This window comes from Blastococcus sp. OS1-29 (assembly GCF_057628075.1).
The window spans coordinates 193,538-219,731 of the sequence record NZ_JBXXJK010000006.1 but is presented as its reverse complement, the minus strand read 5'-3'; the positions used below and the strand labels follow the sequence as shown (position 1 = coordinate 219,731).

General features: G+C 70.9%; 21 protein-coding genes. 4 read left to right on the top strand and 17 right to left on the bottom strand.

The features are described 5' to 3' along the window. Positions 1-3 precede the first annotated feature (3 nt). The 12 genes from dnaE to AC2H4J_RS16810 form a co-directional block, all read right to left on the bottom strand. Positions 4-3,561, bottom strand: coding sequence for a DNA polymerase III subunit alpha (gene dnaE / locus AC2H4J_RS16865; protein WP_487466038.1), 3,558 nt, complete (start codon positions 3,559-3,561; stop codon positions 4-6). Between the two features lie 168 nt (positions 3,562-3,729). After that, a complete protein-coding gene (locus AC2H4J_RS16860; RefSeq protein ID WP_487466037.1) occupies positions 3,730-4,158 on the bottom strand; it encodes a GNAT family N-acetyltransferase in 429 nt (142 codons plus the stop codon). Continuing rightward, on the bottom strand, positions 4,155-4,937 hold the full coding sequence (locus AC2H4J_RS16855) for a CPBP family intramembrane glutamic endopeptidase (RefSeq protein WP_487466036.1): 783 nt from the start codon (positions 4,935-4,937) through the stop codon (positions 4,155-4,157). The genes AC2H4J_RS16860 and AC2H4J_RS16855 overlap by 4 nt, the downstream gene beginning before the upstream one ends. 11 nt (positions 4,938-4,948) lie before the next feature. Further along, positions 4,949-5,884 (bottom strand): RluA family pseudouridine synthase, encoded by a 936-nt coding sequence (locus AC2H4J_RS16850; RefSeq protein ID WP_487466035.1) that lies wholly within the window; start codon positions 5,882-5,884, stop codon positions 4,949-4,951. 38 nt (positions 5,885-5,922) lie between these two features. Beyond that, positions 5,923-6,474: a signal peptidase II gene (gene lspA / locus AC2H4J_RS16845; RefSeq protein ID WP_487466034.1), complete on the bottom strand. Its 552-nt coding sequence runs from the start codon at positions 6,472-6,474 to the stop codon at positions 5,923-5,925. Positions 6,475-6,560: 86 nt separating this feature from the next. Next, positions 6,561-8,159, bottom strand: coding sequence for a glycoside hydrolase family 13 protein (locus tag AC2H4J_RS16840; protein ID WP_487466033.1), 1,599 nt, complete (start codon positions 8,157-8,159; stop codon positions 6,561-6,563). A 53-nt stretch (positions 8,160-8,212) separates the two neighbouring features. Next, on the bottom strand, positions 8,213-9,469 hold the full coding sequence (locus tag AC2H4J_RS16835) for an ABC transporter ATP-binding protein (protein WP_487466032.1): 1,257 nt from the start codon (positions 9,467-9,469) through the stop codon (positions 8,213-8,215). Positions 9,470-9,472: 3 nt separating this feature from the next. After that, positions 9,473-10,306 (bottom strand): carbohydrate ABC transporter permease, encoded by an 834-nt coding sequence (locus AC2H4J_RS16830; protein WP_487466031.1) that lies wholly within the window; start codon positions 10,304-10,306, stop codon positions 9,473-9,475. Further along, positions 10,306-11,268, bottom strand: a complete 963-nt coding sequence (locus tag AC2H4J_RS16825; RefSeq protein ID WP_487466030.1) for a carbohydrate ABC transporter permease — start codon at positions 11,266-11,268, stop codon at positions 10,306-10,308. Before AC2H4J_RS16825 ends, AC2H4J_RS16830 begins: the two co-directional genes overlap by 1 nt. Beyond that, a complete protein-coding gene (locus AC2H4J_RS16820) occupies positions 11,265-12,515 on the bottom strand; it encodes an extracellular solute-binding protein (protein WP_487466029.1) in 1,251 nt (416 codons plus the stop codon). The genes AC2H4J_RS16825 and AC2H4J_RS16820 overlap by 4 nt, the downstream gene beginning before the upstream one ends. 222 nt (positions 12,516-12,737) lie before the next feature. Then, entirely contained in the window at positions 12,738-14,018 is a 1,281-nt protein-coding gene (locus AC2H4J_RS16815; protein ID WP_487466028.1) for a DUF4032 domain-containing protein, read from the bottom strand. Between the two features lie 28 nt (positions 14,019-14,046). Then, positions 14,047-15,558, bottom strand: a complete 1,512-nt coding sequence (locus AC2H4J_RS16810; RefSeq protein ID WP_487466027.1) for a potassium/proton antiporter — start codon at positions 15,556-15,558, stop codon at positions 14,047-14,049. A gap of 91 nt (positions 15,559-15,649) precedes the next feature. Between AC2H4J_RS16810 and ileS the strand changes: the two genes are divergently transcribed. Beyond that, complete coding sequence (ileS, locus tag AC2H4J_RS16805; protein ID WP_487466026.1) at positions 15,650-18,811, top strand: isoleucine--tRNA ligase; 3,162 nt, start codon at positions 15,650-15,652, stop codon at positions 18,809-18,811. Positions 18,812-18,817: 6 nt separating this feature from the next. Here ileS and AC2H4J_RS16800 read toward each other — a convergent pair whose 3' ends face one another. Together AC2H4J_RS16800 and AC2H4J_RS16795 are read right to left on the bottom strand one after the other, a co-directional pair. Further along, complete coding sequence (locus AC2H4J_RS16800) at positions 18,818-19,360, bottom strand: hypothetical protein (protein ID WP_487466025.1); 543 nt, start codon at positions 19,358-19,360, stop codon at positions 18,818-18,820. Positions 19,361-19,409: 49 nt separating this feature from the next. Continuing rightward, positions 19,410-20,531, bottom strand: coding sequence for an ABC transporter ATP-binding protein (locus AC2H4J_RS16795; protein WP_487466024.1), 1,122 nt, complete (start codon positions 20,529-20,531; stop codon positions 19,410-19,412). A 310-nt stretch (positions 20,532-20,841) separates the two neighbouring features. Between AC2H4J_RS16795 and AC2H4J_RS16790 the strand changes: the two genes are divergently transcribed. The 3 genes from AC2H4J_RS16790 to AC2H4J_RS16780 all read left to right on the top strand — a co-directional run bounded on the left by AC2H4J_RS16790 (position 20,842) and on the right by AC2H4J_RS16780 (position 24,205). After that, positions 20,842-22,215, top strand: a complete 1,374-nt coding sequence (locus tag AC2H4J_RS16790) for an ABC transporter substrate-binding protein (RefSeq protein WP_487466023.1) — start codon at positions 20,842-20,844, stop codon at positions 22,213-22,215. Between the two features lie 83 nt (positions 22,216-22,298). Beyond that, positions 22,299-23,288, top strand: a complete 990-nt coding sequence (locus tag AC2H4J_RS16785; RefSeq protein WP_487466022.1) for a carbohydrate ABC transporter permease — start codon at positions 22,299-22,301, stop codon at positions 23,286-23,288. Beyond that, on the top strand, positions 23,285-24,205 hold the full coding sequence (locus tag AC2H4J_RS16780) for a carbohydrate ABC transporter permease (protein WP_487466021.1): 921 nt from the start codon (positions 23,285-23,287) through the stop codon (positions 24,203-24,205). The genes AC2H4J_RS16785 and AC2H4J_RS16780 overlap by 4 nt, the downstream gene beginning before the upstream one ends. Before the next feature lie 63 nt (positions 24,206-24,268). On the opposite strand, the gene AC2H4J_RS16775 is transcribed toward AC2H4J_RS16780, so the two are convergent. From AC2H4J_RS16775 to AC2H4J_RS16765, 3 genes are all read right to left on the bottom strand, one after another. Then, positions 24,269-24,994, bottom strand: coding sequence for a DivIVA domain-containing protein (locus tag AC2H4J_RS16775; protein ID WP_487466020.1), 726 nt, complete (start codon positions 24,992-24,994; stop codon positions 24,269-24,271). 95 nt (positions 24,995-25,089) lie between these two features. After that, positions 25,090-25,383, bottom strand: coding sequence for a YggT family protein (locus AC2H4J_RS16770; RefSeq protein WP_487466019.1), 294 nt, complete (start codon positions 25,381-25,383; stop codon positions 25,090-25,092). Between the two features lie 52 nt (positions 25,384-25,435). Further along, entirely contained in the window at positions 25,436-26,128 is a 693-nt protein-coding gene (locus AC2H4J_RS16765) for a cell division protein SepF (protein ID WP_487466018.1), read from the bottom strand. Positions 26,129-26,194: the final 66 nt, after the last annotated feature.

The following is a 26,194-nucleotide window of genomic DNA, read 5'->3' as shown; positions in this document are numbered from 1 at the left end:
CGTTCAGAGGAGCGCCACGCTGGTCGGTCCGAGCAGCGCCTTGATGTCACCCATCAGCGCGGTGCTCGGGCGCACCCGCAGCCCCTGGTCGAGGCGCAGCACCGTCTCCCGGCTGCCGTTCACCAGCTTGAGCTGCACCTCGGTCGTCCCCGGGTGGCTGCCCAGCACCTCCCGCAGTCGCTCGACCACCGGTGGCGTGCAGCGTGCGGCCGGCATGGACACCAGGACCGGACCGCGCGGGCCCTCGGTGAGCTCGGGGACCGTCACCTCCGAGCCGAACAGCGAGGGCTGGTCGTCCCGCCGGCTGATCCGGCCCTTCACCACGACGATCTGGTCGCGGACGATCTTCTCCGAGACCTCGGCCCAGGTCTTGGGGAAGAACAGCACCTCGATGCCCGACTCGAGGTCCTCGAGCGTCGCGATCGCCCACGGCGCCCCCTGCTTGTTGGTTCGCGGGGAGACCGCGGTGAGGATGCCGGCGATGGTCACGTTCGCGCCGTCCTCGACGCCGCCGGCGTTGATCTCGGCGATGGGGGTGTCGGCGTGCGAGGTGAGCACGTGCTCGACCCCGTGCAGCGGGTGGTCGGAGACGTAGAGGCCGAGCATGTCGCGCTCGTAGACCAGCCGCTCGGACTTCGACCAGTCGGCGGTGGGGATGACGATGTCCAGGGCGCCGCTGAACGGGTCGTCGTCCGCCGGGCCGTCGCCGAAGCTGCCGAACAGATCGAACTGCCCCTCGGCCTCCTTGCGCTTGAGCGCCATGGCCGAGTCGACGGCCTGGGCATGGACCGCGGCGATGCCCTGCCGCGAGTGGCCCAGGGAGTCGAACGCCCCGGCCTTCGCCAGCGACTCGATCACCTTCTTGTTGCAGGCGACCGTGTCGATCTTGCGCATGAAGTCGGCGAAGTCCTTGAAGGGACCCTTCTCGGTGCGGGCCCGCACGATCGAGTCGACGACGTTGTGGCCCACGTTGCGCACCGAGGCCATGCCGAAGCGGATGTCCGTGCCGACGGCCGTGAAGTCCCAGGAGGACTCGTTGACGTCCGGCGGGAGCACCTTGATGCCCATCCGGCGGCACTCGGCGAGGTAGATCGGCCGGCGGTCCTTGTCGTCCTGGACGCTGGTCAGCAGACCGGCCATGTACTCGGCCGGGTAGTTGGCCTTGAGGAACGCGGTCCAGTAGGAGATCAGCCCGTAGGCCGCCGAGTGCGCCTTGTTGAACGCGTAGTCGGCGAACGGCACGAGGATGTCCCAGAGCGTCTTGACCGCCGCGGCCGAGAAGCCGTTCTCCTTCATGCCGGCCTCGAAGCCGACGTACTCGGCGTCGAGGACCGACTTCTTCTTCTTGCCCATCGCGCGGCGCAGCAGGTCGGCCTTGCCGAGGGAGTACCCGGCGACCTTCTGCGCGATCGCCATGACCTGCTCCTGGTAGACGATCAGGCCGTAGGTCTGCCCGAGGATCTCCTCCAGCGGCTCGGCCAGCTCGGGGTGGATCGGCGTGATCTCCTGCTGGCCGTTCTTGCGCAGCGCGTAGTTCGTGTGCGAGTTCGCACCCATGGGGCCGGGGCGGTAGAGGGCGCCGACGGCCGAGATGTCCTCGAAGTTGTCCGGCCGCATCAACCGCAGCAGCGAGCGCATCGGGCCGCCGTCGAACTGGAAGACGCCGAGGGTGTCACCCCGGGACAACAGCTCGTAGGTGGCCTTGTCCGTCAGGTCCTTGCTGATCTCGTCGAGGTCGACCGGTTCCTTGCCGTTGGCGACGATGTTGCGCAGCGCGTCGTCGAGGACGGTGAGGTTGCGCAGACCGAGGAAGTCCATCTTGAGCAGGCCGAGCGTCTCGCAGGTCGGGTAGTCGAACTGCGTGATCACCGCCCCGTCGGACTCGCGCCGCATGATCGGCACGCTGTCGATCAGCGGGTAACGACCGATGATCACGCCGGCCGCGTGCACGCCCCACTGCCGCTTGAGGCCCTCGAGCTTGCGCGCCTGGTCGACGACCTCGGCGGCACCGGGGTCGGACTCGTAGCGGGCGCGGAACTCCGCGGCCTCCTTGTACCGCTCGTGGCTCGGGTCGAAGATGCCCGACAGCGGGATGTCCTTGCCCATCACGCCCGGGGGCATGAGCTTGGTCAGCTCGTCGCCGACGGAGTAGGGCCGGTCGAGCACGCGGGCGGCGTCCTTGATCGCCGCCTTGGCCTTGATCGTCCCGTACGTGACGATCTGACTGACCCGCTCCTCCCCGTACTTCTCCGAGACGTAGCGGATGACCTCGCCGCGGCGGCGGTCGTCGAAGTCGATGTCGACGTCGGGCATCGAGACGCGCTCGGGGTTGAGGAACCGCTCGAAGATCAGGCCGTGGGCCAGCGGGTCGAGGTCGGTGATGCCCATCGCGTAGGCGGCCAGCGACCCGGCCGCCGAGCCGCGGCCGGGCCCGACCCGGATGCCCTGCTCCTTGGCCCAGTTGATGAAGTCGGCGACCACGAGGAAGTACCCCGGGAAGCCCATCTGCGTGATGATCCCGACCTCGTAGTCGGCCTGCTTGCGCACGTGGTCCGGGATGCCGTTCGGCCAGCGCTTGTGCAGCCCGCGCTCGACCTCCTTCACGAACCAGGAGGTCTCGTCCTCCCCCTCCGGCAGCGGGAAGCGCGGCATGAGGTCGGCGCCCTCGGTGAAGGTCACCTCGCACTGCTCGGCGACCAGCAGGGTGTTGTCGCACGCCTCGGGCATGTCGGCGAACAGCGCGCGCATCTCCGCGGAGCTCTTGAGGTAGTAGCCGTCGCCGTTGAACCGGAAGCGATTGGTCTCGTTGAGCCGGGACCCGGTCTGGATGCACAGGAGCGCGTCGTGCGCCTCGGCGTCCTCGCGGTGCGTGTAGTGCAGGTCGTTGGTGCCCAGCAGCGGGATGCCGAGGTCCTTGGCGATCGCCAGCAGCGCGGGCTTCGTCTTCTTCTCGATCGACAGGCCGTGGTCCATGACCTCGGCGTAGAAGTTCTCCTTGCCGAAGATGTCCTGGAAGTCCGCCGCCGCCTGGCGGGCCCGGTCCTCCTTGCCGGCGCGCAGCCACATGTTCACCTCACCGGACGGACACCCGGTCGTGGCGATCAGGCCCTTCCCGTAACGCTCCAGCAGGTCACGGTCGAACCGCGGCTTGCGGTACTGCCCCTCCAGGCTCGCCAGCGACGAGATCCGGAAGAGGTTGTGCATGCCCTCCGTGGTCCGGGCCAGCAGGGTCATGTGGGTGTAGGCGGCCTTGCCGCGGTTGGATCCGCCGTCACCCTCCTCGTCGATCAGGTTGTCGCCGAAGTCGAAGGGTGCGCGGTCGAAGCGGGAGCCGGGCGTGTAGTAGCCCTCCATGCCGATGATCGGCTTCACGCCGGCCTTCGTCGCCTGCTTGTAGAAGTCGTATGCGCCGAAGACGTTGCCGTGGTCGGTCATGGCGAGGGCAGGCATGCCCGCCGCGGCGGCGGCCGCCGTCACCTCGGGAAGCTTCGCCGCGCCGTCCAGCATCGAGTACTCGGTGTGCACATGCAGGTGGACGAACGAATCGGACGGGCTGCTCACGGGCGGTGGTACTCCTCAGTGGTCGTGCGTGCCCGACGGAAGGGAGCTCCCTCGGGCGACCGGCGGGGAAGACACGGTCCGGTGGGTCGATCCTCGCATTGCCGAAGGTGTACTCCGAGGGTCTGACAGGACGTGTCTTCTCACCCGGACTGATCCGTCACACCCGCCTCAGGGCAACCTGCGGCGCATCGTGACGTGGGTGATCCCCGCCTCCTCGTACTCCTCGCCGACGGCGGTGTAGCCGGCCCGCTCGTAGAAGCCGCGGGCGCTCACCTGGGCGTGGAGCTCGATCTCGGTGACGCCCCGCAACACGGCCTGGCGGTGCAGCTCGGCGAGCACGGCGGCGCCGTGGCCACGACCCCGCACCGACGCGTCGGCGGCCATCCGGCCGATGCCGGCGACGTTCCCCCGCACCAGCAGCCGCCCCGTAGCGACCAGGGCACCGGTCCGGTCACGGCTGAGCACGTGCACGGCCGTCGCGTCGGCGTCGTCCTGCTCGATCTCGGGCGGCACGCCCTGCTCGTCGACGAAGACGCGGGTCCGGAGGGCGACGATCTCCGGCCAGTCGGCCGCCGTCGCGACCGCGGCCGGGCTCACGCCGGCCGTCCCGTCGGCAGCGCCCGGGAGGGGACCAGCAGGAACCGCAGGTCGATGGCGGCGTGCAGCACGACCGGCAGGAGCAGCGACCCGGTCTGCAGGTAGAGCGCGGCCATCACGCCGCCGAGGAGACCGGTGGTGAGGACGCCGACCCGGCCCTGGTACGCGTGGGCCAATCCGAACGCCAGGGCCGCGATGACGACGAGCACCCCGGTCGGCAGACCTCCGGCGAGCGCCGCGACCACCGCGAGGAAGAACCCTCGGTAGAGCCACTCCTCGCAGACCCCGGCGGTCACACCGACGGCGGTGAACAACCGCCGCTCCCCCGCCGTCCTCGGGAGCAGGGCCAGCGTGGCGTGCCCCGGCGGCTCGGCGTGCCGGCCCTCGCCCGGGCGGCGGACCGGCTCGGCCGCCTCCAGCAGCGCGCCGCCGCGCAGCGCACGGGTGGAGACGACGACGAACGCCAGCACCAGCAGGACCACCAGTCCGGTGACCGGACCGGGCCACTGCTGCGGCCAGCGCAGCCCCACCTGCCCCGCGTCCACCCCGGGGGTCGCGAGCCACACCACCAGGGCCAGCAGTGCCAGCCCCCACTCGAGGATCAGCAGCCGCACGTAGAACGACCGCCGGGCATCCGGGTCGATGCGCAGCCGGCCCTCGAACCGGCGGTGCAGGACGTGGCCGGCGACCGGCTCACCGACGACCAGGTACGCCGCGACCACGACCGCTGCCAGGGCGGCCGGGCCGAAGTCGAGGAGCGAGCCCGGCAGTCCGTTCACGACGGGCGGGGTCAGGTCTCGGCGCGCAGCACGGCCAGCGCGCCGGCGAGGTCGGACGGGTACTCGCTGGTGAACTCGACGAACCGGCCGTCGGCCGGGTGCGGGAATCCGAGCCGGACGGCATGCAGCCACTGGCGTTCCACACCCAGTCGCGCCGCCAGGGTGGGATCCGCGCCGTAGGTCGAGTCGCCGACGCACGGGTGGCGCAGGGCGGAGAAGTGCACCCGGATCTGGTGCGTGCGGCCGGTCTCGAGCCGGATGTCGACCAGGCTGGCGGCCGGGAACGCCTCGATGACCTCGTAGTGCGTGACCGAGGGGCGGCCGCCGCTGACGACCGCGAACCGCCAGTCGTGCTTGGGGTGCCGGTCGATGGGGGCGTCGATCGTGCCGCGGGAGGGATCGGGGTGCCCCTGCACCAGGGCGTGGTAGCCCTTCTCGACCGTCCGTTCCTTGAACGCCGCCTTCAGCGCCGTGTAGGCGCGCTCGCTCTTCGCGACCACCATCACGCCGGTGGTGGCGGCGTCGAGCCGGTGGACGACGCCCTGCCGCTCGGCCGCCCCGGAGGTGGAGATGCGGTAGCCCGCCGCGGCCAGCCCGCCGATGACGGTCGGCCCGTCCCAGCCCGGGCTCGGGTGGGCCGCGACCCCCACCGGCTTGTCCACGACCACGAGGTCGTCGTCGTCGTGGAGGATCGTCATGCCCTCGACCGGGCGCGGCGCTGATGGCTTCCCCGGCGGCGGGGGCAGCTCCACCTCGAGCCAGCTCCCGGCGGAGAGCCGGTCGCCCTTGCCGCGGGCCCGGCCGTCCACCACGACGCCACCGCCGTCGGCCACCTCGGCTGCCGAGGTGCGCGACAGCCCGAAGAGGCGGGACAGGGCCTGGTCGACCCGCTGGCCCTCCAGCCCGTCGGGCACCGGGAGGGCCCGATGCAGGCCGGGCGAGCTCATCACGACTCCATTGTGACGTGCCTGCGCACGCGGGCGGTTCAGGCCGCGTCGGCCGGTGCCCGGTCCTTCGCCCGCGTGCCGTCGAACTCGATGCCGCGCAGGGCCAGCAGCGCACCGAGGATCCCGCCGCAGACGATGGCGGAGTCAGCCACGTTGAACACCGGGAATGCCCGGCCGTCGGGCGCGAAGACCGAGATGAAGTCGACCACTCCCCCGCGCAGGAACCCGGGGTCGCGGAAGATCCGGTCGATCAGGTTCCCGACGGCCCCGCCCAGGACCAGCCCCAGCACCACGGCCCAGCCGGTCGAGTACAGCCGCCGCGCCGTCCGCACGATGACGACGGCGACCACGATGGCGACCAGGCTGAACAGCAGGGTGGCGCCCTCGGCGAAGGAAAAGGCGGCGCCGACGTTGCGCCACTGGGTGAGGTAGACCAGCCCGCCGAGCACGCGGATGTCCTCGCCGGGGTCGATCGTGGCGACCACGACGAGCTTGGTGGCGACGTCCACGACCAGCACCGCCGCGGCGACGAGGAGCAGGAGACGGGTCCGCGGCCGGCGCCCCGCCACAGGGGTGGTGGCGCTCGGCACCGGTTCGGGCTGCTCGGACAGGACGTGCTCCTCGGTTCGGCCGGCCGGGAACGATCCGCCGGTGCCGTCGACGATAGCTCCCCCGATCAGCCGGGACCGGGGGCCGACAGCCAGGCGGCGGTGTCGGGCGGGAGGACGTCGGTGCACGGCCCGCTGGCCAGCAGCACCCGCCCGTCGAGCGGCAGGGGGGCGCCCGAGAGGTTGACCACGCAGGCGAACACGGGCCCGCGATCGAACGCGAGGACGCCGTCCCCCGACGGCCGCCAGTCCAACGGCGCGCGACGCAGTTCCGGCAGCGAGCGCCGCAGCCGGAGGGCCGATCGGTAGAGCGACAGCGTGGAGCCGGGATCGGCCAGTTGCGCGGCCACCGTCAGCCGCGACCACTGCGCGGGCTGCGGGAGCCACGGCGCGACGCCGTCCGCGGTGAACCCGAACGGCGGCCGGTCGCCGTCCCACGGCAGGGGCACCCGGCAGCCGTCGCGTCCCCGGTCGGTGTGCCCGGAGCGTTCCCAGGTCGGGTCCTGGAGCACGGCGTCGGGCAGGTCCTCCACCTCCGGCAGGCCGAGCTCCTCGCCCTGGTACAGATAGGCCGAGCCGGGCAGCGCCAGGGTGAGCAGCGCGGCGGCGCGCCCGCGACGCAGCCCGAGGCCGGGGTCGGCGGGTCCGGTCGGGACGCCGGCGGTGCCGAGGCCGGATCCGGTCCAGGCGCGTCCGAACCGCGTGACGTGGCGGGTCTCGTCATGACTGGACAGCACCCAGGTCGGCGGCGCCCCGACCGGCGCGAGCGCGGCGATGCTCTCGTCGATCACCTGGCGCAGGCGGGCGGCGTCCCACGGGGCCGTCAGGTAGTCGAAGTTGAAGCTGGTGTGCATCTCGTCGGGCCGGACGTACCGGCTGAGCCGCTCCGGATCGCGGACGACGGCCTCGGTGACGAACAGCCGGCCGCCCTCGTAGGAGTCCCCGAGCGCACGCCAGCGCCGGAGGATGTCGTGGACGCCGTCGACGTCCCAGTGCGGGTTGTCCACCCACGTCCGCGACTCGAACCGCGCTCCCGTCCCGTGTCCGGCGTCCGGCAGTCCCGACACCTTGGCCATCGCCGGCGCGGCGTCGACCCGGATGCCGTCGACGCCCCGGTCGAACCAGAACCGCAGGATCGCGTCGAAATCCTCGGCGACGGCCGGCTCCCCCCAGTCGAGGTCGGGCTGTTCGGGGGCGAACAGGTGCAGGTACCACTGGCCGGGCGAGCCGTCGGGCTCGCGTACCCGCGTCCACGCCCGGCCGCCGAACGCGCTGATCCAGTCGTTGGGAGGCTCCTTCCCGCCGTCCCGACCCTCGCGGAAGAAGTACCGGCGCCGCTCCGGCGAGCCCGGCCCGGCGGCGAGGGCGGCACGGAACCACGGGTGCTCGCAGGAGGTGTGGTTGGCCACCAGGTCGACGATCAGCCGCAGGCCCAGGGCGTGCGCGTCGGCCAGCAGGGCGTCGGCGTCGGCGAGCGTGCCGAACTGCGGGTCGATGTCGCAGTAGTCGCTGACGTCGTACCCGCCGTCGGCCATCGGCGACCGGTACCACGGCGCGATCCAGAGGGCGTCCACGCCCAGGTCGACCAGGTACGGCAGCTTTCCCCGCAGGCCGCCGATGTCACCGACACCGTCGCCGTCGGAGTCGGCGAAGCTGCGCAGGTACACCTCGTAGACGACGGCGCTGCGCCACCACTCGTCGGTGCCGGTGGCGGCCCCGTTCAGGCCGCTCCCACGGAGGCTCCCCGGCTCCGCGTCTCCTCCATCTGCTCGATCCGGTCCTGGCTGGCCAGGCGGGTCAGCTCGGCACCCGCCTCTGCGTCGCGGGTCAGGTTGTCGCCGGTGGCCGGGTCGAAGACGTGGATCTTGCGGGCGTCGAGCCAGAACTCGGCCTCCCGGCCCTCGCGGATCCGGCTGGTCGAGTCGATCGAGACGACCGCCTGGGTGCGCAGCTCCTCGGAGTCCAGTTCCCTCGACAGTTCGCGCAGCTGAGCGGTGATCGCCTCGGGCGCTTCGTACGGGATGTAGGCGTACTGCGAGTCGCCGAGCCACTCGGTGACGTCGACCTGCGCCTTGAACGTCGAACCCAGCGGCTTCTTGTGCTCCTCGACCATGGAGGCGTCGTCGAAGTACTCCGGCCGGATGCCGACCAGCAGGAGGTCGTGCCCGGCGACGGCCTTGGCGCGCTTCTCGTCGAGCTCGATCTGGCCGAACGGCATCTCGAGCCGGTTGCCCCGCAGCGTGGCCGGCAGGAAGTTCATCGGCGGCGAGCCGATGAACCCGGCGACGAACAGGTTGACCGGCTGCTCGTACAGCTCCCGCGGCGAGGCCACCTGCTGGATCTTGCCCTTGCGCAGCACGCAGACCCGGTCGCCGAGGGTCATGGCCTCGGTCTGGTCGTGGGTGACGTAGACGGTCGTGATGGCCAGCCGCCGCTGCAGCCGGGAGATCTCCGTCCGCATCTGCCCGCGCAGCTTGGCGTCGAGGTTGGACAGCGGCTCGTCGAAGAGGAACGCCTCGGCCTGCCGCACGATGGCGCGCCCCATCGCCACCCGCTGCCGCTGGCCGCCGGACAGGTTCGCCGGCTTGCGCTGCAGGTGCTCCTTGAGCTCCAGGACGTCGGATGCCTCGTTGACGCGGCGGGTCACCTCGTCGTCCGGCGTCTTGGACAGCCGCAGCGGGAAGGCGATGTTCTCGAACACCGTCATGTGCGGATAGAGCGCGTAGTTCTGGAAGACCATCGACAGGTTGCGGTCCCGCGGGGCGAGGTCGTTGACCCGCTTGCCCCCGATGATCATGTCGCCGCTGGTGATGTCCTCCAGCCCGACGATCATCCGCAGCAGCGTCGACTTCCCGCAGCCCGAGGGGCCGACCAGGATCATCAGCTCGCCGTCGGCGATGTCCAGGCTGACGTCGTTCACTGCCGGATAGCCGTCGCCGTACTGCTTGACGATGTTCCTCATCTCGATGGAAGCCATGAGTCAGCCCTTCACTGCGCCGTTGGTGAGGCCGGCGACGATGCGCCGCTGGAAGATCAGGACGAGGGCGACGACGGGGATCGTCACGATCACCGCGGCCGCGGCGATGGAGCCGGTCGGGTCGACGAACTGCGAGGCCCCGGAGAACAGGCCCAGGGCCGCCGGAACGGGCCGCGCCGCGCTGGTCGACGTCAGCGAGATGCCGTAGGCGAAGTCGTTCCAGGCGATGAAGAACGCGATGATCGCGGTGGTGAAGACGCCCGGCGCGGCGAGCGGGACGATCACCTTGCGGAACGCCTGCCAGGTCGTCGCGCCGTCCACCTGGGCGGCCTGCTCCATCTCCCACGGGATCTCGCGGAAGAACGCCGACATGGTCCAGATCGAGATCGGCAGCGTCAGCGACAGGTACGGGATGATCAGGCCGAGCCAGGTGTCGTAGAGGCCGATCTGCCGCCACAGGTTGAACAGCGGCGTGACGATCGAGATCACCGGGAAGATGGCCACGACCAGCGCGGTGGACAGGATCAGCTTCTTGCCGGGGAAGTCGAGCCGGGCGATCGCGTACGCGGCGAACATCGCCAGGATGCAGGAGATGAACGTCGCGATGAGGCAGATGCCGAAGGAGTTCCGCAGCGCCGGCAGGAAGAGGTCGCTCGCCGAGCCGGTGAGGATCGTCGAGTAGTTCTCCCCCGTCACGCTGGTCGGGAGGAACTGGCCGTTGGCGATGTCGGCCGCGCCCTTGAAGGACAGCGAGATGATCCAGGCGATCGGGAACAGGCAGTACAGGAGGATCACGACGCCGGCGATCCACCACCAGGTCTTCTCCCGCGTGGACATCAGCGTTCCCCTCTCGCCTGCGCCAGATCGATCTTGAAGCCCTTGATGAAGCCGAAGGCGATCAGCATCACGGCGAGGAAGAGGAGCACCGAGACCGCCGACCCGAGTCCGATCTCCACCCTCGAGATCGTCTGCCGATAGGCGAGGAACGAGACCGACTCGGTGCCGTTGGCCCCCGCCGTCATCACGAAGATGCTGTCGAAGATCCGGAACGCGTCCAGGCTGCGGAACAGCAGGGCCACCATGATCGCGGCCTTCATGTTCGGGATGGTCACCTTCCACATGCGCTGCCACCAGGTCGCACCGTCGACCATCGCCGCTTCCTGCAGGACGTCGGGCACCTGAGCGAGGCCGGCGAGCAGCAAGAGCGAGATGAACGGCGTCGTCTTCCAGATCTCGGCGAGGCAGATGACCAGCAGCGACGTCCACTTGTCGCCGAACCAGTCGGTGTCCGCGCCGATGCCGGGCAGCCACGCGAACCACTTGTTCACGAAGCCGGTGGTGATGCTGAATGCGAACTGCCACGAGAACGCCGAGACGACGGTGATGACCGCGTACGGGATGAGGATCGCGGCCCTCAGCACCGGGCGGAGGGCCGCCAACGCCTTCGACATCACCAGCGCGAGGGCGAATCCCAGGATCAGCTCGACCACGACGGTCACGACCGTGATGAAGACGGTGACGGCCACCGCCTGCCACCACAGCGCGTCGGTGAGGATGACGCCGTAGTTGCCCAGCCCGACGAACGACCGGTTGCCGGGGTCGGTGAGCCGGTAGTTGAACAGCGAGTACCAGACCGCCTGCAGGATCGGGTAGGCGGTGACCAGCAGCATGACCCCGAAGGCCGGTCCGGCCAGCATCCAGCCGAGCCGACGCTCGGCTCGGGACCTGTCGCTGATCCCTCCGGGCGGCGCGGAGACGGGTTCGGTCTTCTTGCCGGGCGGGAGCGTCGTCGTGGTCACAGCAGCTGGTCCCCTCGGAGTACTGCGCTGATCAGGTCATCGGCCTGCTTGCCCGTCGCCGCCGAGACACCCGCCGGCGGGTGGTACTCGCGCTGGAGTCCCCCGGTCACCTCGCTGTAGTAGGGGGTGAGCGGACGCGGCGCCGCCGCCTGCAGGGACTCCCGGATGGTGTCGGCCATCGGGTAGTCCTTCTGCACCTTCGGGTCGTCGTAGACCGCTGCCGACGAGGCCGGGTTGCCGTTGGTGACCATGTACTCGGCCTGGTTCTCGTCGCTGGTGATGCACACCGTGGCCTGGTACGCCTGCTTCGCGTAGTGGCTGAACTTCGAGACGCCCAGGTTGATCCCACCCAGCGGGGGTGCCGACGGCGTGTTGGCGTCGACCCGCGGGTAGAGGGCCCAGCCGTAGTCGTCGGGCACCGACTTCTGGAGCGTGCCCGCCTGGACCTTGGTCTGGGCCTGCGCCCACACGTAGGGCCAGTTGACCATGAAGCCGGCGTCGGAACTCTCGAACTGCGAGGCGCTGGTGTCCTCGCTGGAGGTCGAGAAGGCCGGACCGACGACGCCGGAGGTGGCCACCTCGTGCAGGACCTCGGCGGCCCGCTTGCCGGCCGGCGTGTCGAAGCCGAGCTTGATCTTGCTGGGGTCGGTGGAGTTCTTGGCGATGACGTGGCCGCCGGCGGACTCGATGAGGGCGTTGAACCAGACCGTCAGCGACTCCGCGCGACGGCCCTGGGCGCTGACGAGTTTGTGCTGGTCCTGCGCGGCCTTGACGATCTGGTCCCAGGTGACCGGCTTGGTCATGTCCAGCCCGGCCGCCTCGGCGACGGACTTGCGGTACCAGAGCAGCTGCGTGTTGGCCCAGAACGGGATCGCGACCAGCTTGCCGTTCCAGGTCGCGGACTTCAGCGCCCCGGGGACGACGCCCTCGCTGACCTTGGAAGCGACGTCGCTGGGCACCGGAGCGAGGAAGCCGGCCTGGGCGAGCTCCGGTGCGAACACGACGTCAAGGCTCATCAGGTCGATCGAGTCGTCCGACGCCGCGAGCCGTCGCACCAGCTGCTCGCGCTGGGCGTCGGCGTTCCGGGGCAGCACCGACGTCTCGATCTTGTAGGCGCCGTTCGACGCGGCGCTGCACGAGGCCGCGATCTTCGCCTGGCCCCCACTGTCGGGGTTGATGTACCAGGTCAGCGTCGGCGTCCCGCCGGACCCACCGCCTCCGCAGGCGGCCAGGGTGCCCGTCGCCACGAGGGCCACCGCGGCCCCCGCGATGCTCCGGCGCCGTCGCCTCGGCCGAGCCGGTGGGTCCCCCGTCCGCAACGATCGAACGGCGTCTCGGCCGGCAGGATTCCGCATCGGTCATCGCCTCCGTTGGCGTCCCGGCAATAACGGCACCGGTCTGCCCGGAGAGTGGTGCAGGTCACACTGGCTGTCAATTGCAAGCGGCACGGGCGAGGAATTCGCAACCAATCAGTCGCCGTCTGCGTGCCCGACGATCACCGACGGCGTCGTCACCTCCTTGGGCATGTTCGGCAGGACGTCGGCGAAGTAGGACTCCGCCGCCTCCGCCGTGCCGACGTCCCGCTTGGCCTGCTCGGACAGGAACCAGCGGTGCTCGAGGACCTCGTGGAAGACCTCCGCCGGGGCGAGCCGGCCCGCGAGCTCCGGTGGGATCGCGTCGACGACCGGCTGGTAGACCTCGGCCAGCCAGCGGTGCGCGGCGAAGCTCTCCGACACCGGGGCCCCGCTCTTCTGCTCCAGCCACGCGCGGAAGGCACGGATGTCGTTGAGCAGCCGGCGGGCCTGGCGCTCCTGCACCTCCAGCCCGGTCAGCCGGAACAGCTCGCGGCGGTGCTGGCCGGGCTCGGCGACGCGGGTGTGCACCTTGAGGCGGGCTCCCTGCTCGGAGGTGATCAGCTCGACCTCGCCGACGTCGAAGCCGAGATCGTTGAGCCGCTGCAGCCGCTCGGCCATCCGGAACTGCTGCTCCTCGACCCCGAACACCTGCTCGTGGGTCACCTCCTCCCACAGCGCCTCGTAGCGCGGCGGGAGGCTGTCGGCGGTCTCGAAGGGGTCGATCTCCTCGGGCAGCAGTCCGCCGAACCGCAGGTCCAACAGCTCCGCACCCACGCGCTCGCGGGCCAGGTCGACGTCGTAGGCCCGCTGTCCGGGCGAGAGCGTCGGGTGCCGCTCCACGGTCTCGGCGTCGACGAGGTAGGCGGTCAGCGCTCCGGCGTCGGGCCGGAACAGGGTGTTGGACAGCGAGCAGTCACCCCAGAACACGCCGGCCAGGTGCAGCCGGACGAGGAGCTCGACCAGGGTGTCCAGCAGCTGGCCGGCGGAGTGGTCGCGCCGGGAACTGGAGAACAGCCAGCGATAGGACATCGAGTACTCGAGGTAGCGCGTGACCAGGATCGCCTCCTGGTCGTCGGGCCGGTCCACGCAGATGCCGAGCACCGAGACCGTGGGCAGCCCCTCCTCCTCGAACTCTCCGAGCAGCGCGTACTCCTTGCGGGCCAACCGCTCGTTGATCTCCTTCAGCGCGAACACGTTGCCGTTGTTCGCGACGAACCGGACGACGTGCCGCGAGATGCCCCGCTGCGGCACCTCCAGCAACAGCGACGGGTCCCACTGCTCGAGCGGCCGGCTCCAGGGCAGCGCGAGCAGCCCCGTCGCGTCGGCCGCCGGGGGGCGGAACAGGAACCGCATGGCGCTCCCCCTGGAGGGCTGGACGACGCTGCGGGTCACCATCCCACGACCGTTCCCGGCGTGCTCCGGTTCAGTCCGCCCCGGTTGGTGCGCCGTCCTCGCCGCGCCAGGCCGCCAGCCGCCCGGCCCGGCTGACCGCGCGCAACCGGCGCTCGGCCTCTGCCCGCGACCGGCGGGCGGACACGATGAGCACCTGGTCGCCGCGCATCAGCCGGCTGGTGTCGTCGGGCACGAACGACCTGCCCTCGCGCACGATCAGCACGACGGCCGCGTCCTCGGGCAGCCGGAGCTCGGGCAGGTACACGCCGTGCAGCCGGGAACCGACCGGCACGGTCATCTGGATGAGATCGGCGTCCAGCTCGCCGAGGGGGGCGGACTCGACCTCGACGTCGCGCGAGGTGAGGGGGGTCGCGATCCGCAGCCGTCTCGCCAGCCAGGGCAGCGACTCGCCCTGCACGATGGTGAAGACGACCACCAGGACGAACACCGTGTCGAAGATGAACGGAGCCCGCGGCACGCCCGCGGTCAGCGGGAAGGTCGCCAGCACGATCGGGACGGCGCCGCGCAGCCCGGCCCACGAGATGAACGCCTGGTGCGCCCACGGCATGCGGAACCAGATCAGGCTGGCGTGCACCGACAGCGGCCGGGCCACGAGCAGCAGCGCTCCGCCGATGACCAGTGCCGGCACCAGCGCGCCGGCCAGCCGGTCCGGGCTGGCGAGGAGCCCGAGCAGGACGAACAGGCCGATCTGGGCCAGCGACGCCATGCCCTCGGCGAATCCGACGCTCGCGGCGCGGTGGGGGAACGAGACGTTCCCGAGAACCAGCCCGCAGAGGAACACCGCGACGAACCCCGAGGTGTGCGCGAGCGACGCGAGCGCGAATGCGAGCACGCACAGCGCCAGGGTGGCCAGCGGGTAGAAGCCCGACAGCGGCAGGGCGAACCGGCGCAGCAGGGCCGCGCCCGCGAACCCGACGAGCACCCCGACCGCCGCGCCGCCGATGAGCTCGGCGACGACCTCGCCGAGGATCAGCCACCAGGGCGCCGTCTGCGCGCCCAGCAGGTGATCGGACACCGCCAGCACGAGCAGGATGACGGGCGCATCGTTGAGACCGCTCTCGACCTCGAGGGCGGCGGTCATCCGGCGCGGGAGCGGCAGCCGGCGCAGGGTGGCGAACACCGCGGCCGCGTCGGTGGAGCTCACCACGGCGCCGATCAGTATCGACGTGCCCCACGACAGCCCGAGCAGCCACACACCGGCGGCGGCGGTGACGGAGACGCTCACGACGACCCCGATCGTCGACAGCGCCACCCCGGGCCCGATCGCGCGCCGGGCGTTGGCCCACCGGGTGGTGAGGCCACCCTCGGCGAGGATGACCACCAGCGCCGCCACCCCCAGGTTCTGGGTCAGCTCGGCGTTCTCGAAGTCGACGCCCAGGCCGCCCTCGCCCAGCCCCAGGCCCAGCGCCAGGTAGAGGAGGAGGCTGGGGAGCCCGAGCCGGTCGGCCAGCCGGAGCGCGACGGCGGCGACGAGCACCACGAGGGCGCCCACTGCCAGCGCAACTGTGACGGTCGTGTTCACCGGCCGCCGCTTCCCATGGACGCCAGTCTTCCGTACCGGTCATTCGCGACCGGCGCCGAACGCGTTTGCCGCTTCGGGGAGAATGGCCGACGTGAGTTCTCCCGGCCCGTTCGCCGCCCTTCCCCCGCAGGTCGACCTGCCCGCACTGGAGCACGAGATCCTGCAGCGCTGGGAGGCGGACAAGGTCTTCGCGCGCTCACTGGAGGCGTCGGCCGGCCGGCCGCAGTGGAACTTCTACGAAGGACCTCCCACGGCCAACGGCCGGCCGGGCACCCACCACATCGAGGCGCGGGCGTTCAAGGACGTCTTCCCCCGGTTCAAGACGATGCAGGGATGGCACGTGCCCCGCCGCGCCGGCTGGGACTGCCACGGCCTGCCGGTCGAGATCGCCGTCGAGCAGGAGCTGGGCTTCGCCGGCAAGCCCGACATCGAGCGGTACGGCATCGCGGAGTTCAACGCCCGGTGCCGCGAGTCGGTCGAGCGGCACGTCGGCGACTTCTCCGAGCTCACCCGCCGCATGGGCTACTGGGTCGACATGTCCACCGCGTACTGGACGATGAACCCCAGCTACATCGAGAGCGTCTGGTGGTCGCTCAAGCAGATCTTCGACAAGGGCCTGCTGGTCGAGGACCACCGGGTCGCGCCGTACTGCCCGCGGTGCGGCACCGGACTGAGCGACCACGAGGTCGCCCAGGGCTACGAGACCCTGACCGACCCGTCGGTCTACGTCCGGCTGCCGGTCCTGGACGGCGAGTGGGCCGGCAAGGCCGACCTGCTGGTCTGGACGACGACGCCGTGGACCCTGCCGTCCAACACCGCCGTCGCGGTGCACCCCGACGTCACCTACGTCGTGGCCCGCACCGACGCCGGCACGTTCGTCGTCGCCGAGCCGCTGCTGGCGGCCGTCCTCGGCGACGAGGCGGAGGTGCTGGCGCGCACGACCGGCCGCGACTGGGAGTTCGTGCACTACCGGCGTCCGTTCGAGCTGGTCTCCTTCGCCGACGCCGACCTCCCCGAGCAGGGGTCGCACTTCGTCGTCCTCGCCGACTACGTGACCACCGAGGACGGCACCGGGCTGGTGCACCAGTCCCCCGCGTTCGGCGCCGACGACCTCGCCGTCTGCCGGCGCTACGGCCTGCCCGTCGTCAACCCGATCGACCCGACCGGGCACTTCCTGCCCGACGTCCCGCTGGTCGGCGGCCACTTCTTCAAGGCCGCCGACGCCGCGCTGGTCGAGGACCTGAAGAAACGCGGCGTCCTGTTCCGGGAGCTGCGGTACGAGCACAGCTACCCGCACTGCTGGCGGTGCCACACGCCGCTCATGTACTACGCGCAGCCGTCCTGGTACATCCGCACGTCGCAGATCAAGGACCAGCTGCTCGCGGAGAACGAGAAGACGAACTGGTACCCGGAGAACATCAAGCACGGCCGCTACGGCGACTGGCTGACCAACAACGTCGACTGGGCCCTGTCGCGCGACCGCTATTGGGGCACGCCGCTGCCGATCTGGCGCAACGACGCCGACCCGACCCGGATGGTCGCCGTCGGATCGCTCGCCGAGCTGTCCGAGCTGACCGGCGAGGACCTCGCGGACCTCGACCCGCACCGGCCCTTCATCGACGACGTCACCTTCAGGCTGCCGGGTGAGGAGGGCACCTACCACCGCGTCCGCCAGGTCATCGACGCCTGGTACGACTCGGGCTCCATGCCGTTCGCGCAGTGGGGCGCGCCGCACCGGAACAACGAGGAGTTCGAGGCCGCCTACCCGGCGCAGTTCATCTGCGAGGCGATCGACCAGACCCGCGGCTGGTTCTACACCCTGATGGCGGTCGGCACGCTGGTGTTCGAGCAGAGCTCGTACGAGAACGTGCTGTGCCTGGGCCACATCCTCGCCGAGGACGGCCGCAAGATGAGCAAGCACCTGGGCAACATCCTCGAGCCGATCCCGCTGATGGACCGGCACGGGGCCGACGCCGTCCGATGGTTCATGCTCGCCGGCGGCTCGCCGTGGTCGGCCCGCCGGGTGGGCCACGAGACGCTGTCGGAGGTCGTCCGGAAGGTCCTGCTGACCTACTGGAACACCGCGAGCTTCTTCACCCTGTACGCCGAGGCCAACGCCTGGGACCCGCGGACGACCCCCGCGCCCCCGCGGTCCGACCGTCCGCTCCTGGACCGCTGGGCCCTCGCCGAGCTCGCGTCGGTGACCGGCGCGGTGACCGACGCGCTCGAGGACTTCGACACCCAGACCGCCGGACGGCTGCTCGCCCAGTTCGTCGACGACCTGTCCAACTGGTACGTGCGCCGGTCGCGGCGTCGTTTCTGGGACGGCGACGCCGCCGCGCTGGGCACGCTGCACGAGGTGCTCGACGGGCTCACCCGGCTGATGGCTCCGTTCACGCCGTTCGTCACCGACGAGGTCTGGACGCGGGCAGTGGCCCCCGGCCTCCCCGACCCCGCCGGGTCGGTGCACCTGACCTCGTGGCCGGCGGTCGACGAGGACGCCCGCGACGACGCGCTGGTCGCGCAGATGGACCTCGTCCGCCGGCTCGTGGAGCTCGGCCGGTCGGCCCGGACGTCGGCGAAGATCCGCACCCGCCAGCCGCTGGCCAGGGCCCTGGTCGCCGCGCCGGGCTGGGCGGGCCTCCCCCGCGACCTGGTGGCGGAGGTGGCCGACGAGCTGAACGTGCTCGACCTGGCCGAGCTCTCCGGCGCGGTCGGCGCCGAACTCGTCGACATCAGCCTGAAGATCGACTTCCGTGCGGTCGGACGGCGGATGGGCAAGCAGGTGCAGGCCGTGGCGAAGGCCGTCGCCGCGGCGGATCCGGCAGCCCTGACCGCCGCCTACCGCGCGGGCGAGGCGACCGTCGAGGTCGACGGCGAACCGGTGCGCCTGGAGGACGGCGACCTGATCGTCACCGAGACCCCGCGCGAGGGCTGGACCGTGGCCAGCGGGCCGGGTCTCACCGTGGCCCTCGACCTCACGCTCACGCCGGAGCTGGAGCGGGCCGGGCTGGTCCGCGAGGTCGTCCGCCTGGTGCAGGAGGCCCGGAAGAACAGCGGCCTCGAGGTCAGCGACCGGATCGAGCTGTGGTGGACCGGCGACGGCGTGCTGGCGCAGGCGCTGGCCGAGCATGCCGACCAGTGGGCCGGCGAGGTGCTCGCGACGTCCGTGCACCCGGGGACGGCCGGCGACGGTCCGGGCGTCGAGGGCCCGGCCGGGTCCCGCTTCTGGCTCGCCCGCGCCCGGTCCTGAGCCTCCTCAGGCGCCGGAGTGCTTCGCGGCGCGGGCGCGGGCGCGCTCGGCGAGGGTGCGGTCGGGTGAGCACACCGCGCACGGGGTGAACCCGTCGGTGCGCGCCTCGTCGAGCGGGAGCGGGATCGTCTCGCGACCGGCGAGCCAGCGGCACGCGGCGAGGTGGTAGCGCGGGTGCTCGTCGACGACCAGCACCTCGTCCTTGAGGTCGACGACGACCAGCAGGTCGGTCACCTCGACCTCCTCGACGCCCGGGTCGGCCTGCTCCTCCGCCGGAGGGGCCTGTGCCGTCGTGGCCTGGGCCGGCTCGGGAGCCGACGGCGGGTCCACGGCCGGGGCTTCGGCCGGCTCGGGAGGAGCCGCCGTGGTCTCCGGCCCGGCCGCCGTCGGCCCCTTCGAGCCGATCGTCCGGCGGACGGCGACGAGCAGGCCCGCCGCGACCACGCAGGCGACGACGCACGCCCAGTACAGGGCGGTCACGCCGGTGGCCACGCCGGCGACGAACAGGGCCAGCCCCAGCAGCACGAGCAGTGCGGCAGCCGCGATCACCGAAGCACCCTAGGCGCCGCGGACACGGGCCGCGCGCCGGCGACGCGGCTCAGGCCGGCACATCCGAGACCCGGGCTCCGGACTGGGGCGAGAACACGTGCGCCTCGCCCGGGCGGATCGACACGTGCACGACCTCGCCCTTCTCCGGTGGCCGCCGCGGGTCGGCGCGCAGGATGAGCAGCTTGCCGCCGACGGCGTCGGCGTCCGCCGCGCCCTCGGCGTGCAGCCGGCCGTACGCGTAGGCGTCCGAGCCGAGCTCCTCAACCACCTGCACCTCGACCGGGAAGCCCTTCCCGGGGGTCACGAACTCCACGGCCTCGGGGCGGAACCCGAGGGTCGCCGTCCGCGCACCCTCCTGGGCGAGGGTGCCCAGCGCCGCCCGGGGCAGCGGCACGGCGTGACCGGCGAGCACGGCCCCGCCCTCGCTCAGGGGTACGGAGACGAGGTTCATCGCGGGCGAGCCGATGAACCCGGCGACGAACTCGTTGGCCGGCTTCGCGTAGAGGTTGCGCGGGGTGTCGACCTGCTGGAGGACGCCCTCCTTGAGCACCGCCACCCGATCGCCCATCGTCATGGCCTCGACCTGGTCGTGCGTCACGTAGACCGTCGTCGTCCCGAGCCGGCGCTGCAGCGCGGCGATCTCCGTGCGGGTCTGCACGCGCAGCTTCGCGTCCAGGTTCGACAGCGGCTCGTCCATCAGGAACACCGACGGCTGGCGCACGATCGCCCGGCCCATCGCGACCCGCTGCCGCTGGCCGCCGGAGAGCGCCTTCGGCTTGCGCTCGAGGTAGTCCTCGAGGTCCAGCAGCCGGGCCGCCTCGCGCACCCGGACCGCGCGGTCCTCCTTCGAGACTCCGGCGATCTTGAGTGCGAACCCCATGTTCTCCGCGACGGTCATGTGCGGGTACAGCGCGTAGTTCTGGAAGACCATGGCGATGTCGCGGTCCTTGGGCGGCATGTTGGTGACGTCCCGGTCGCCGATCCGGATCGAGCCCTCGGTGACGTCCTCCAGGCCGGCGAGCATCCGCAGGGACGTCGACTTGCCGCACCCGGACGGGCCGACGAGGACGAGGAATTCGCCGTCGGCGATCTCGAGGTCGAGCGAGTCGACCGACGGGCGGGTCGCGCCCGGGTAGACGAGCGTGGCCCGGTCATAGGTGATGGCGGCCAATGGGATCCCCTTCTGCGCCGTTGCAGGGCGCGCCCACTCTGACACGGCAGTACTCGGCGGAACCAGCGCCCGACCGGGACGACGGCCCTCCGCAGACCACACCGTGACCCGTCCGTGACCTGCTGGTCACCTGGACCGGCGAACCAACGGGCCTCGGGGGACTCGTTTCATAACGGTTACGGATCTGATGCCGTCCCGTGGCTCAGCGCGACGTTATGGTCCGGCGGACGTGATCACGGGCTGGGGATGCGGACCTGCGCACCCCGCCCCGCCGTGCGGCGACGAGGCCGCGGGAGTCTGGAGGATGCACATGACCATCGCTGCGAGAGGCCGCCGCGCGGCGGCCCTGGCCGGAGGCCTGAGCGTCGCGCTGCTGGTCGCCGGCTGTGGCGCGAACGAGACCGGCGGAGGGTCCAGCGGCGGCACGTCCGCCTCCGACCTGAAGATCGACTGTGCGCCCTACAAGGAGTTCGGCGACCTGAAGGGCAAGACGGTCAGCGTCTACACCTCGATCGTCGACCCCGAGGACCAGCCGCAGATCGACTCCTACAAGCCGTTCGAGAAGTGCACGGGCGTCACGGTCAAGTACGAGGGCTCCAAGGAGTTCGAGGCACAGATCGTCGTCCGCGTGAAGAGCGGCAACGCCCCCGACATCGCCTTCGTCCCGCAGCCGGGTCTGCTGGCCAACCTGGTCGCCACCGGCGCCGTCAGCCCGGCCCCCAAGCAGGTGGCCGAGAACGTCGACAAGTACTGGGACGAGAGCTGGAAGGCCTACGGCACCGTCGACGGCACCTTCTACGCCGCTCCGCTCGGCGCGAACGCCAAGTCGTTCGTCTGGTACTCGCCGTCGGCCTTCAAGAAGGCCGGGTACGAGGTGCCGAAGACCTGGGACGACATGATCTCGCTGTCGGACAAGATCGCGGCCAGCGGCGCCAAGCCGTGGTGCGCGGGCATCGGCTCCGGTGACGCCACCGGCTGGCCGGCGACCGACTGGCTGGAGGACGTCGTCCTCCGCACCGCCGGGCCCGACGTCTACGACCAGTGGGTCAAGCACGAGATCCCGTTCAACGACCCCCGGATCGCCACGGCGCTGGACAAGGTCGGCGAGATCCTGAAGAACCCGAAGTACGTCAACGCCGGCCTGGGTGACGTGTCGTCCATCGCCACCACCGCGTTCGGTGACGCGGGGCTGCCGATCCTCGACGGCAGCTGCTGGATGCACCGCCAGGCGTCCTTCTACCAGGCCAACTGGCCCAAGGGCACCAAGGTGGCCGAGGACGGCGACGTCTTCGCGTTCCCGCTGCCGGCGATGAAGGGTGCCGAGGCGCCCCCGGTGCTCGGCGGCGGCGAGTTCACCACCGCGTTCAACGACAACCCGGCCACGCAGGCCTTCCAGACCTACCTGTCGTCCGCCGACTGGGCGAACGTCAAGGCCAAGGTCTCCGGCCCCGGCTGGGTGAGCGCCAACACCGGGCTCGACGTGAAGAACCTGGAGTCGCCGATCGACCAGCTCGCGGCGAAGCTCTTCCAGGACCCCGGCGCGGTGTTCCGCTTCGACGGCTCCGACCTGATGCCCGGTGAGATCGGCGCCGGCGCCGAGTGGACCGAGCTGACCAACTGGATCACCGGCAAGTCGACCCAGCAGGTCCTCGACGACGTCGAGAAGGCCTGGCCGGCCTCCTGACCGGCAGGTCCTGACGCCGGGGTACCGCAGCGACGTCGCTGCGGTACCCCGGCATCCCGCTTTTCCGACGAGAGGCCGCAGCCGTGCAGTGGTTCCTGGACGCCACCACCACCGGGCACAAGTTCGCCCTGATGGTCGTGGCCATCCTCCTGTTCGCCGTCGTCATGGGCGCGATCCTGTTCGCCGTCGACCGGCCGAAACGGGTACCCAACTGGGTGGTCGCAGCCGGCTTCCTCGGGCCGACCGTCGTGCTGCTCGCGGTCGGCCTGGTCTACCCGGCACTGGAGACGGTGAAGGGCTCGTTCTTCGACCGGGACGGCTCGTCGTTCGTCGGCTTCGACAACTACGCCACGGTCTTCACCAACGACAACTTCCAGACCGTGCTGCGCAACACCGTCCTGTGGGTGGTGCTCGTGCCGCTGGTGACGACCGCGCTCGGACTGGTCTACGCCTACCTCGTCGACCGGACGCGCTTCGAGGCGCTCGCCAAGGCGCTGGTGTTCCTGCCCATGGCGATCTCCATGGTGGGCGCCGGGGTCATCTGGAAGTTCGTCTACGAGTACCGCCCGGACCAGCCGGGCGTGAAGCAGATCGGCCTGCTCAACCAGCTGCTGGTCCTGGTCGGCATCGATCCGCAGCAGTTCCTGCTCCACGGGCCGGCCAACAACCTCTACCTGATCGTCGTGATGATCTGGATCCAGGCCGGCTTCGCCATGACGGTGCTGTCGGCGGCCATCAAGGCCATCCCCGACGACATCCTCGAGGCCGCACGGCTCGACGGGGTCAGCGGCGTCCAGATGTTCCGCTACGTCACCGTGCCGAGCATCCGGCCCGCCCTCGTGGTCGTGCTGACGACCGTGGCCATCGTGACCCTCAAGGTCTTCGACGTCGTCCGCACGATGACCGGCGGCCAGTTCGGCACCAGCGTGGTGGCCAACGAGTTCTACACGCAGTCGTTCCGGCAGTTCAACTTCGGGCTCGGTGCCGCCCTCGCCGTCCTGCTGTTCGTCCTCGTCATCCCGATCGTCGCCTACAACGTCCGTCAGCTGCGCCTGGCCGAGGAGATCCGATGACCACGACGACGCCGGTCATGTCGCCGGCTCCGCCCACCGAGCGCAGGCTCACCCGTGCCGAGCGGCGGGCCGTCGCGGCCAGGACGAAGCTCAGCTCCCCTGCGGCGTCGGTGATCGCGATCGTCATCGCGGTGCTGTGGACGGTGCCGACCTTGGGCCTGCTGATCACGTCGTTCCGGCCCGAGCTCGACATCCGCAGCTCCGGCTGGTGGACGGTGTTCACCGACCCGCACTTCACCGTCTACAACTACAACGAGGTGCTCTACGGCGGCACGGACTTCGCGTCGCTGTTCGTCAACTCCCTCGTCATCACGCTGCCGGCGGTGATCATCCCGATCACCCTGGCGCTGCTGGCCGCCTACGCGTTCGCCTGGATCAAGTTCCGCGGCCGCAACATCCTGTTCGTGGCGGTCTTCGCGCTGCAGGTGGTGCCGATCCAGGTCACGCTCATCCCGCTGCTGACGCTGTACGTGGACGCCGGACTCAACGGCTCGTTCTGGACGATCTGGCTGTCGCACTCGATCTTCGCGCTGCCGCTGGCCGTCTTCCTGCTGCACAACTTCATGAAGGAGATCCCGGCCTCGCTGGTCGAGGCGGCCCGGATGGACGGCGCCGGTCACGTGAAGATCTTCTTCCAGGTGCTGCTGCCGCTGCTGACCCCCGCCATCGCCGCGTTCGGCGTCTTCCAGTTCCTCTGGGTCTGGAACGACCTGCTGGTCGCGCTCACCTTCGCCGGCGGCGCCCCGGACGTCGCCCCACTCACCGTGCGGCTCGCCGAGATGGTCGGCACCCGGGGACAGGACTGGTTCCTGCTGGCCGCAGGGGCGTTCGTGGCGATCATCCTGCCGCTGGCGGTCTTCCTCGGGCTGCAGCGCTACTTCGTCCGCGGGCTGCTCGCCGGCAGCGTCAAGGGGTAAGGACCCCCCTGCCCCCCGCCACTCGCACGCTCGCGGCGGGTCCCTGCAGGGGGGCCGAACGGCTCAGGCGGGGGCGTGCTGGTTCTGCCGGGCGTTCTGCGCCGGCTCGGCCGACCCGCGGCTGTCGAGGTCGCGCAGGTGCGACTCGAGGTAGGACCGCAGCCGCGTGCGGTACTCGCGCTCGAACGTGCGCAGCTCCTCGATCTTGCGCTCCAGGCTGCTGCGCTTCTCCTCGAGGCTGCCCATCGCCTCGACGTGCCGGCGCTCGGCGTCCTGGTCGAGGGCCGCGGCCTTGGCCCGGGCCTCGCGCTCCATCGTCTCCGAGCGGGTGCGCGCGTCGCCGAGCATCGCGTCGGCCCGGTGCTTGGCCTCGGCGACCATCTGCTCGCTCTTGGTGCGGGCCTCGTTCATCAGCCGGTCGCTGTTGGTCTTGGCGCCGGTGAGCATCTGCTCGGCCTGCGTCTTGGCCTCGTTGACGTACCGGTCGGCCGTCTCGGTGGCCAGGGCCAGCATCCGGGAGGCGCGGGCGCTGTCGTCCTCGCGCGGCTGCTGCACCGGCGGCGGCGGGGCCGCCACGGGCGCGGGCGTCGGCGCCGGGGCCGGCGCCTCCTCCATGCGCGGCGCGCTGCGGGCACCGGAGCGCAGCTCGTTGTTCTCCTCGATCAGCCGGGCGAGCTCGGCCTCCACGACGTCGAGGAACGCATCGACCTCGTCCTCGTCGTAGCCCCGCTTCCCGATGGGCGGCTTCTTGAAGACGACGTTGTGCACGTCGGCAGGCGTGAGTGGCATCGGGTCACCTCGGGTGTACGGACAACAGGATCAGGGACGGTCTCAGCCGGGCAGCATCTGAACACGGCCGTACTGCGAGGCTGGTCCCGGTGGACTCAGCCATATGCGAGTGTCAGCGCGACGTTCCGGAGAATCACCACGGCGATCAGCAGCACCATAAACCCGAGGTCCAGTCGGATGGACCCCAGGTTCAGCGGGGGGATCACCTTCCGCACCGCCTTGAGCGGCGGATCGGTGGTCGAGTAGACGATCTCCAGCCCGGCGGCGACGACGCCGGAGGGCCGCCAGCTGCGCGCCAGCACCATCACCCAGTCGACGACGAACCGCGCGAAGAGCAGGACCAGGAACACGAGCAGCACCGACGCGACGATCTGCCAGAAGAGAGCCACGGTCCTCGTTCGGTCGGGGCACCTGGGTCATGTGGAGGGTGCCGTGAGCAGGTCAGGACTGGTTGAAGAAGCCGCCTTCGCGGATCCGCGCCTTGTCCTCGGCCGTCACGTCGACGTTCTGCGGACTGAGCAGGAACACCTTCGCCGTGACGCGCTCGATACTACCGCGCAGTCCGAACGACAGTCCCGCCGCGAAGTCGACGAGGCGCTTGGCGTCCGCGTCGTCCATCTCCGTGAGGTTCATGATCACGGGCATGCCGTCGCGGAACCGCTCGCCGATGGTGCGCGCCTCGTTGTACGTGCGCGGGTGCAGCGTCGTGATCCGGTAGGGCTGGGGGGACGGCGCGGGCGCCGGCTCGACCACGGCAGCCACGGGCTCGCGGACGGCGAGCTTCGCCGCGGTGGCGCCGACCGGGCCGCTGCCCATGGCGCTGATGCGCGAACCGCCCGAGCCGGCGCCCACCGACGTGCCGGCCGGGGCGAGGCCGATCGGCCGGGCGGCCCGGTCCCGGCGCGCCGGCAGCGGCTCGGGCTCGCGCACGGCAGGCAGGTCGTCGGCGTCGACGTCGTCGTCGGCGTACCCGTCGGCGTAGTCGGTGTCGTACCGGTCGTCGGCGTACCGGCCGTACCGGCGGTCGTAGTCGGCGTGGTCGGACTGCCGGGAGTCGTACCGCCCGTATCCCCGCGGGTCGTCGTCCTCGACGAGTCCCAGGTAGATACCCATCCTCCGCATGGCTCCAGCCATCGGACCTCCCCCTCTACTGGCGTCCTCAGCGTCCTGCATGAGCCACCGGCGTCAAGACCTGCCGTG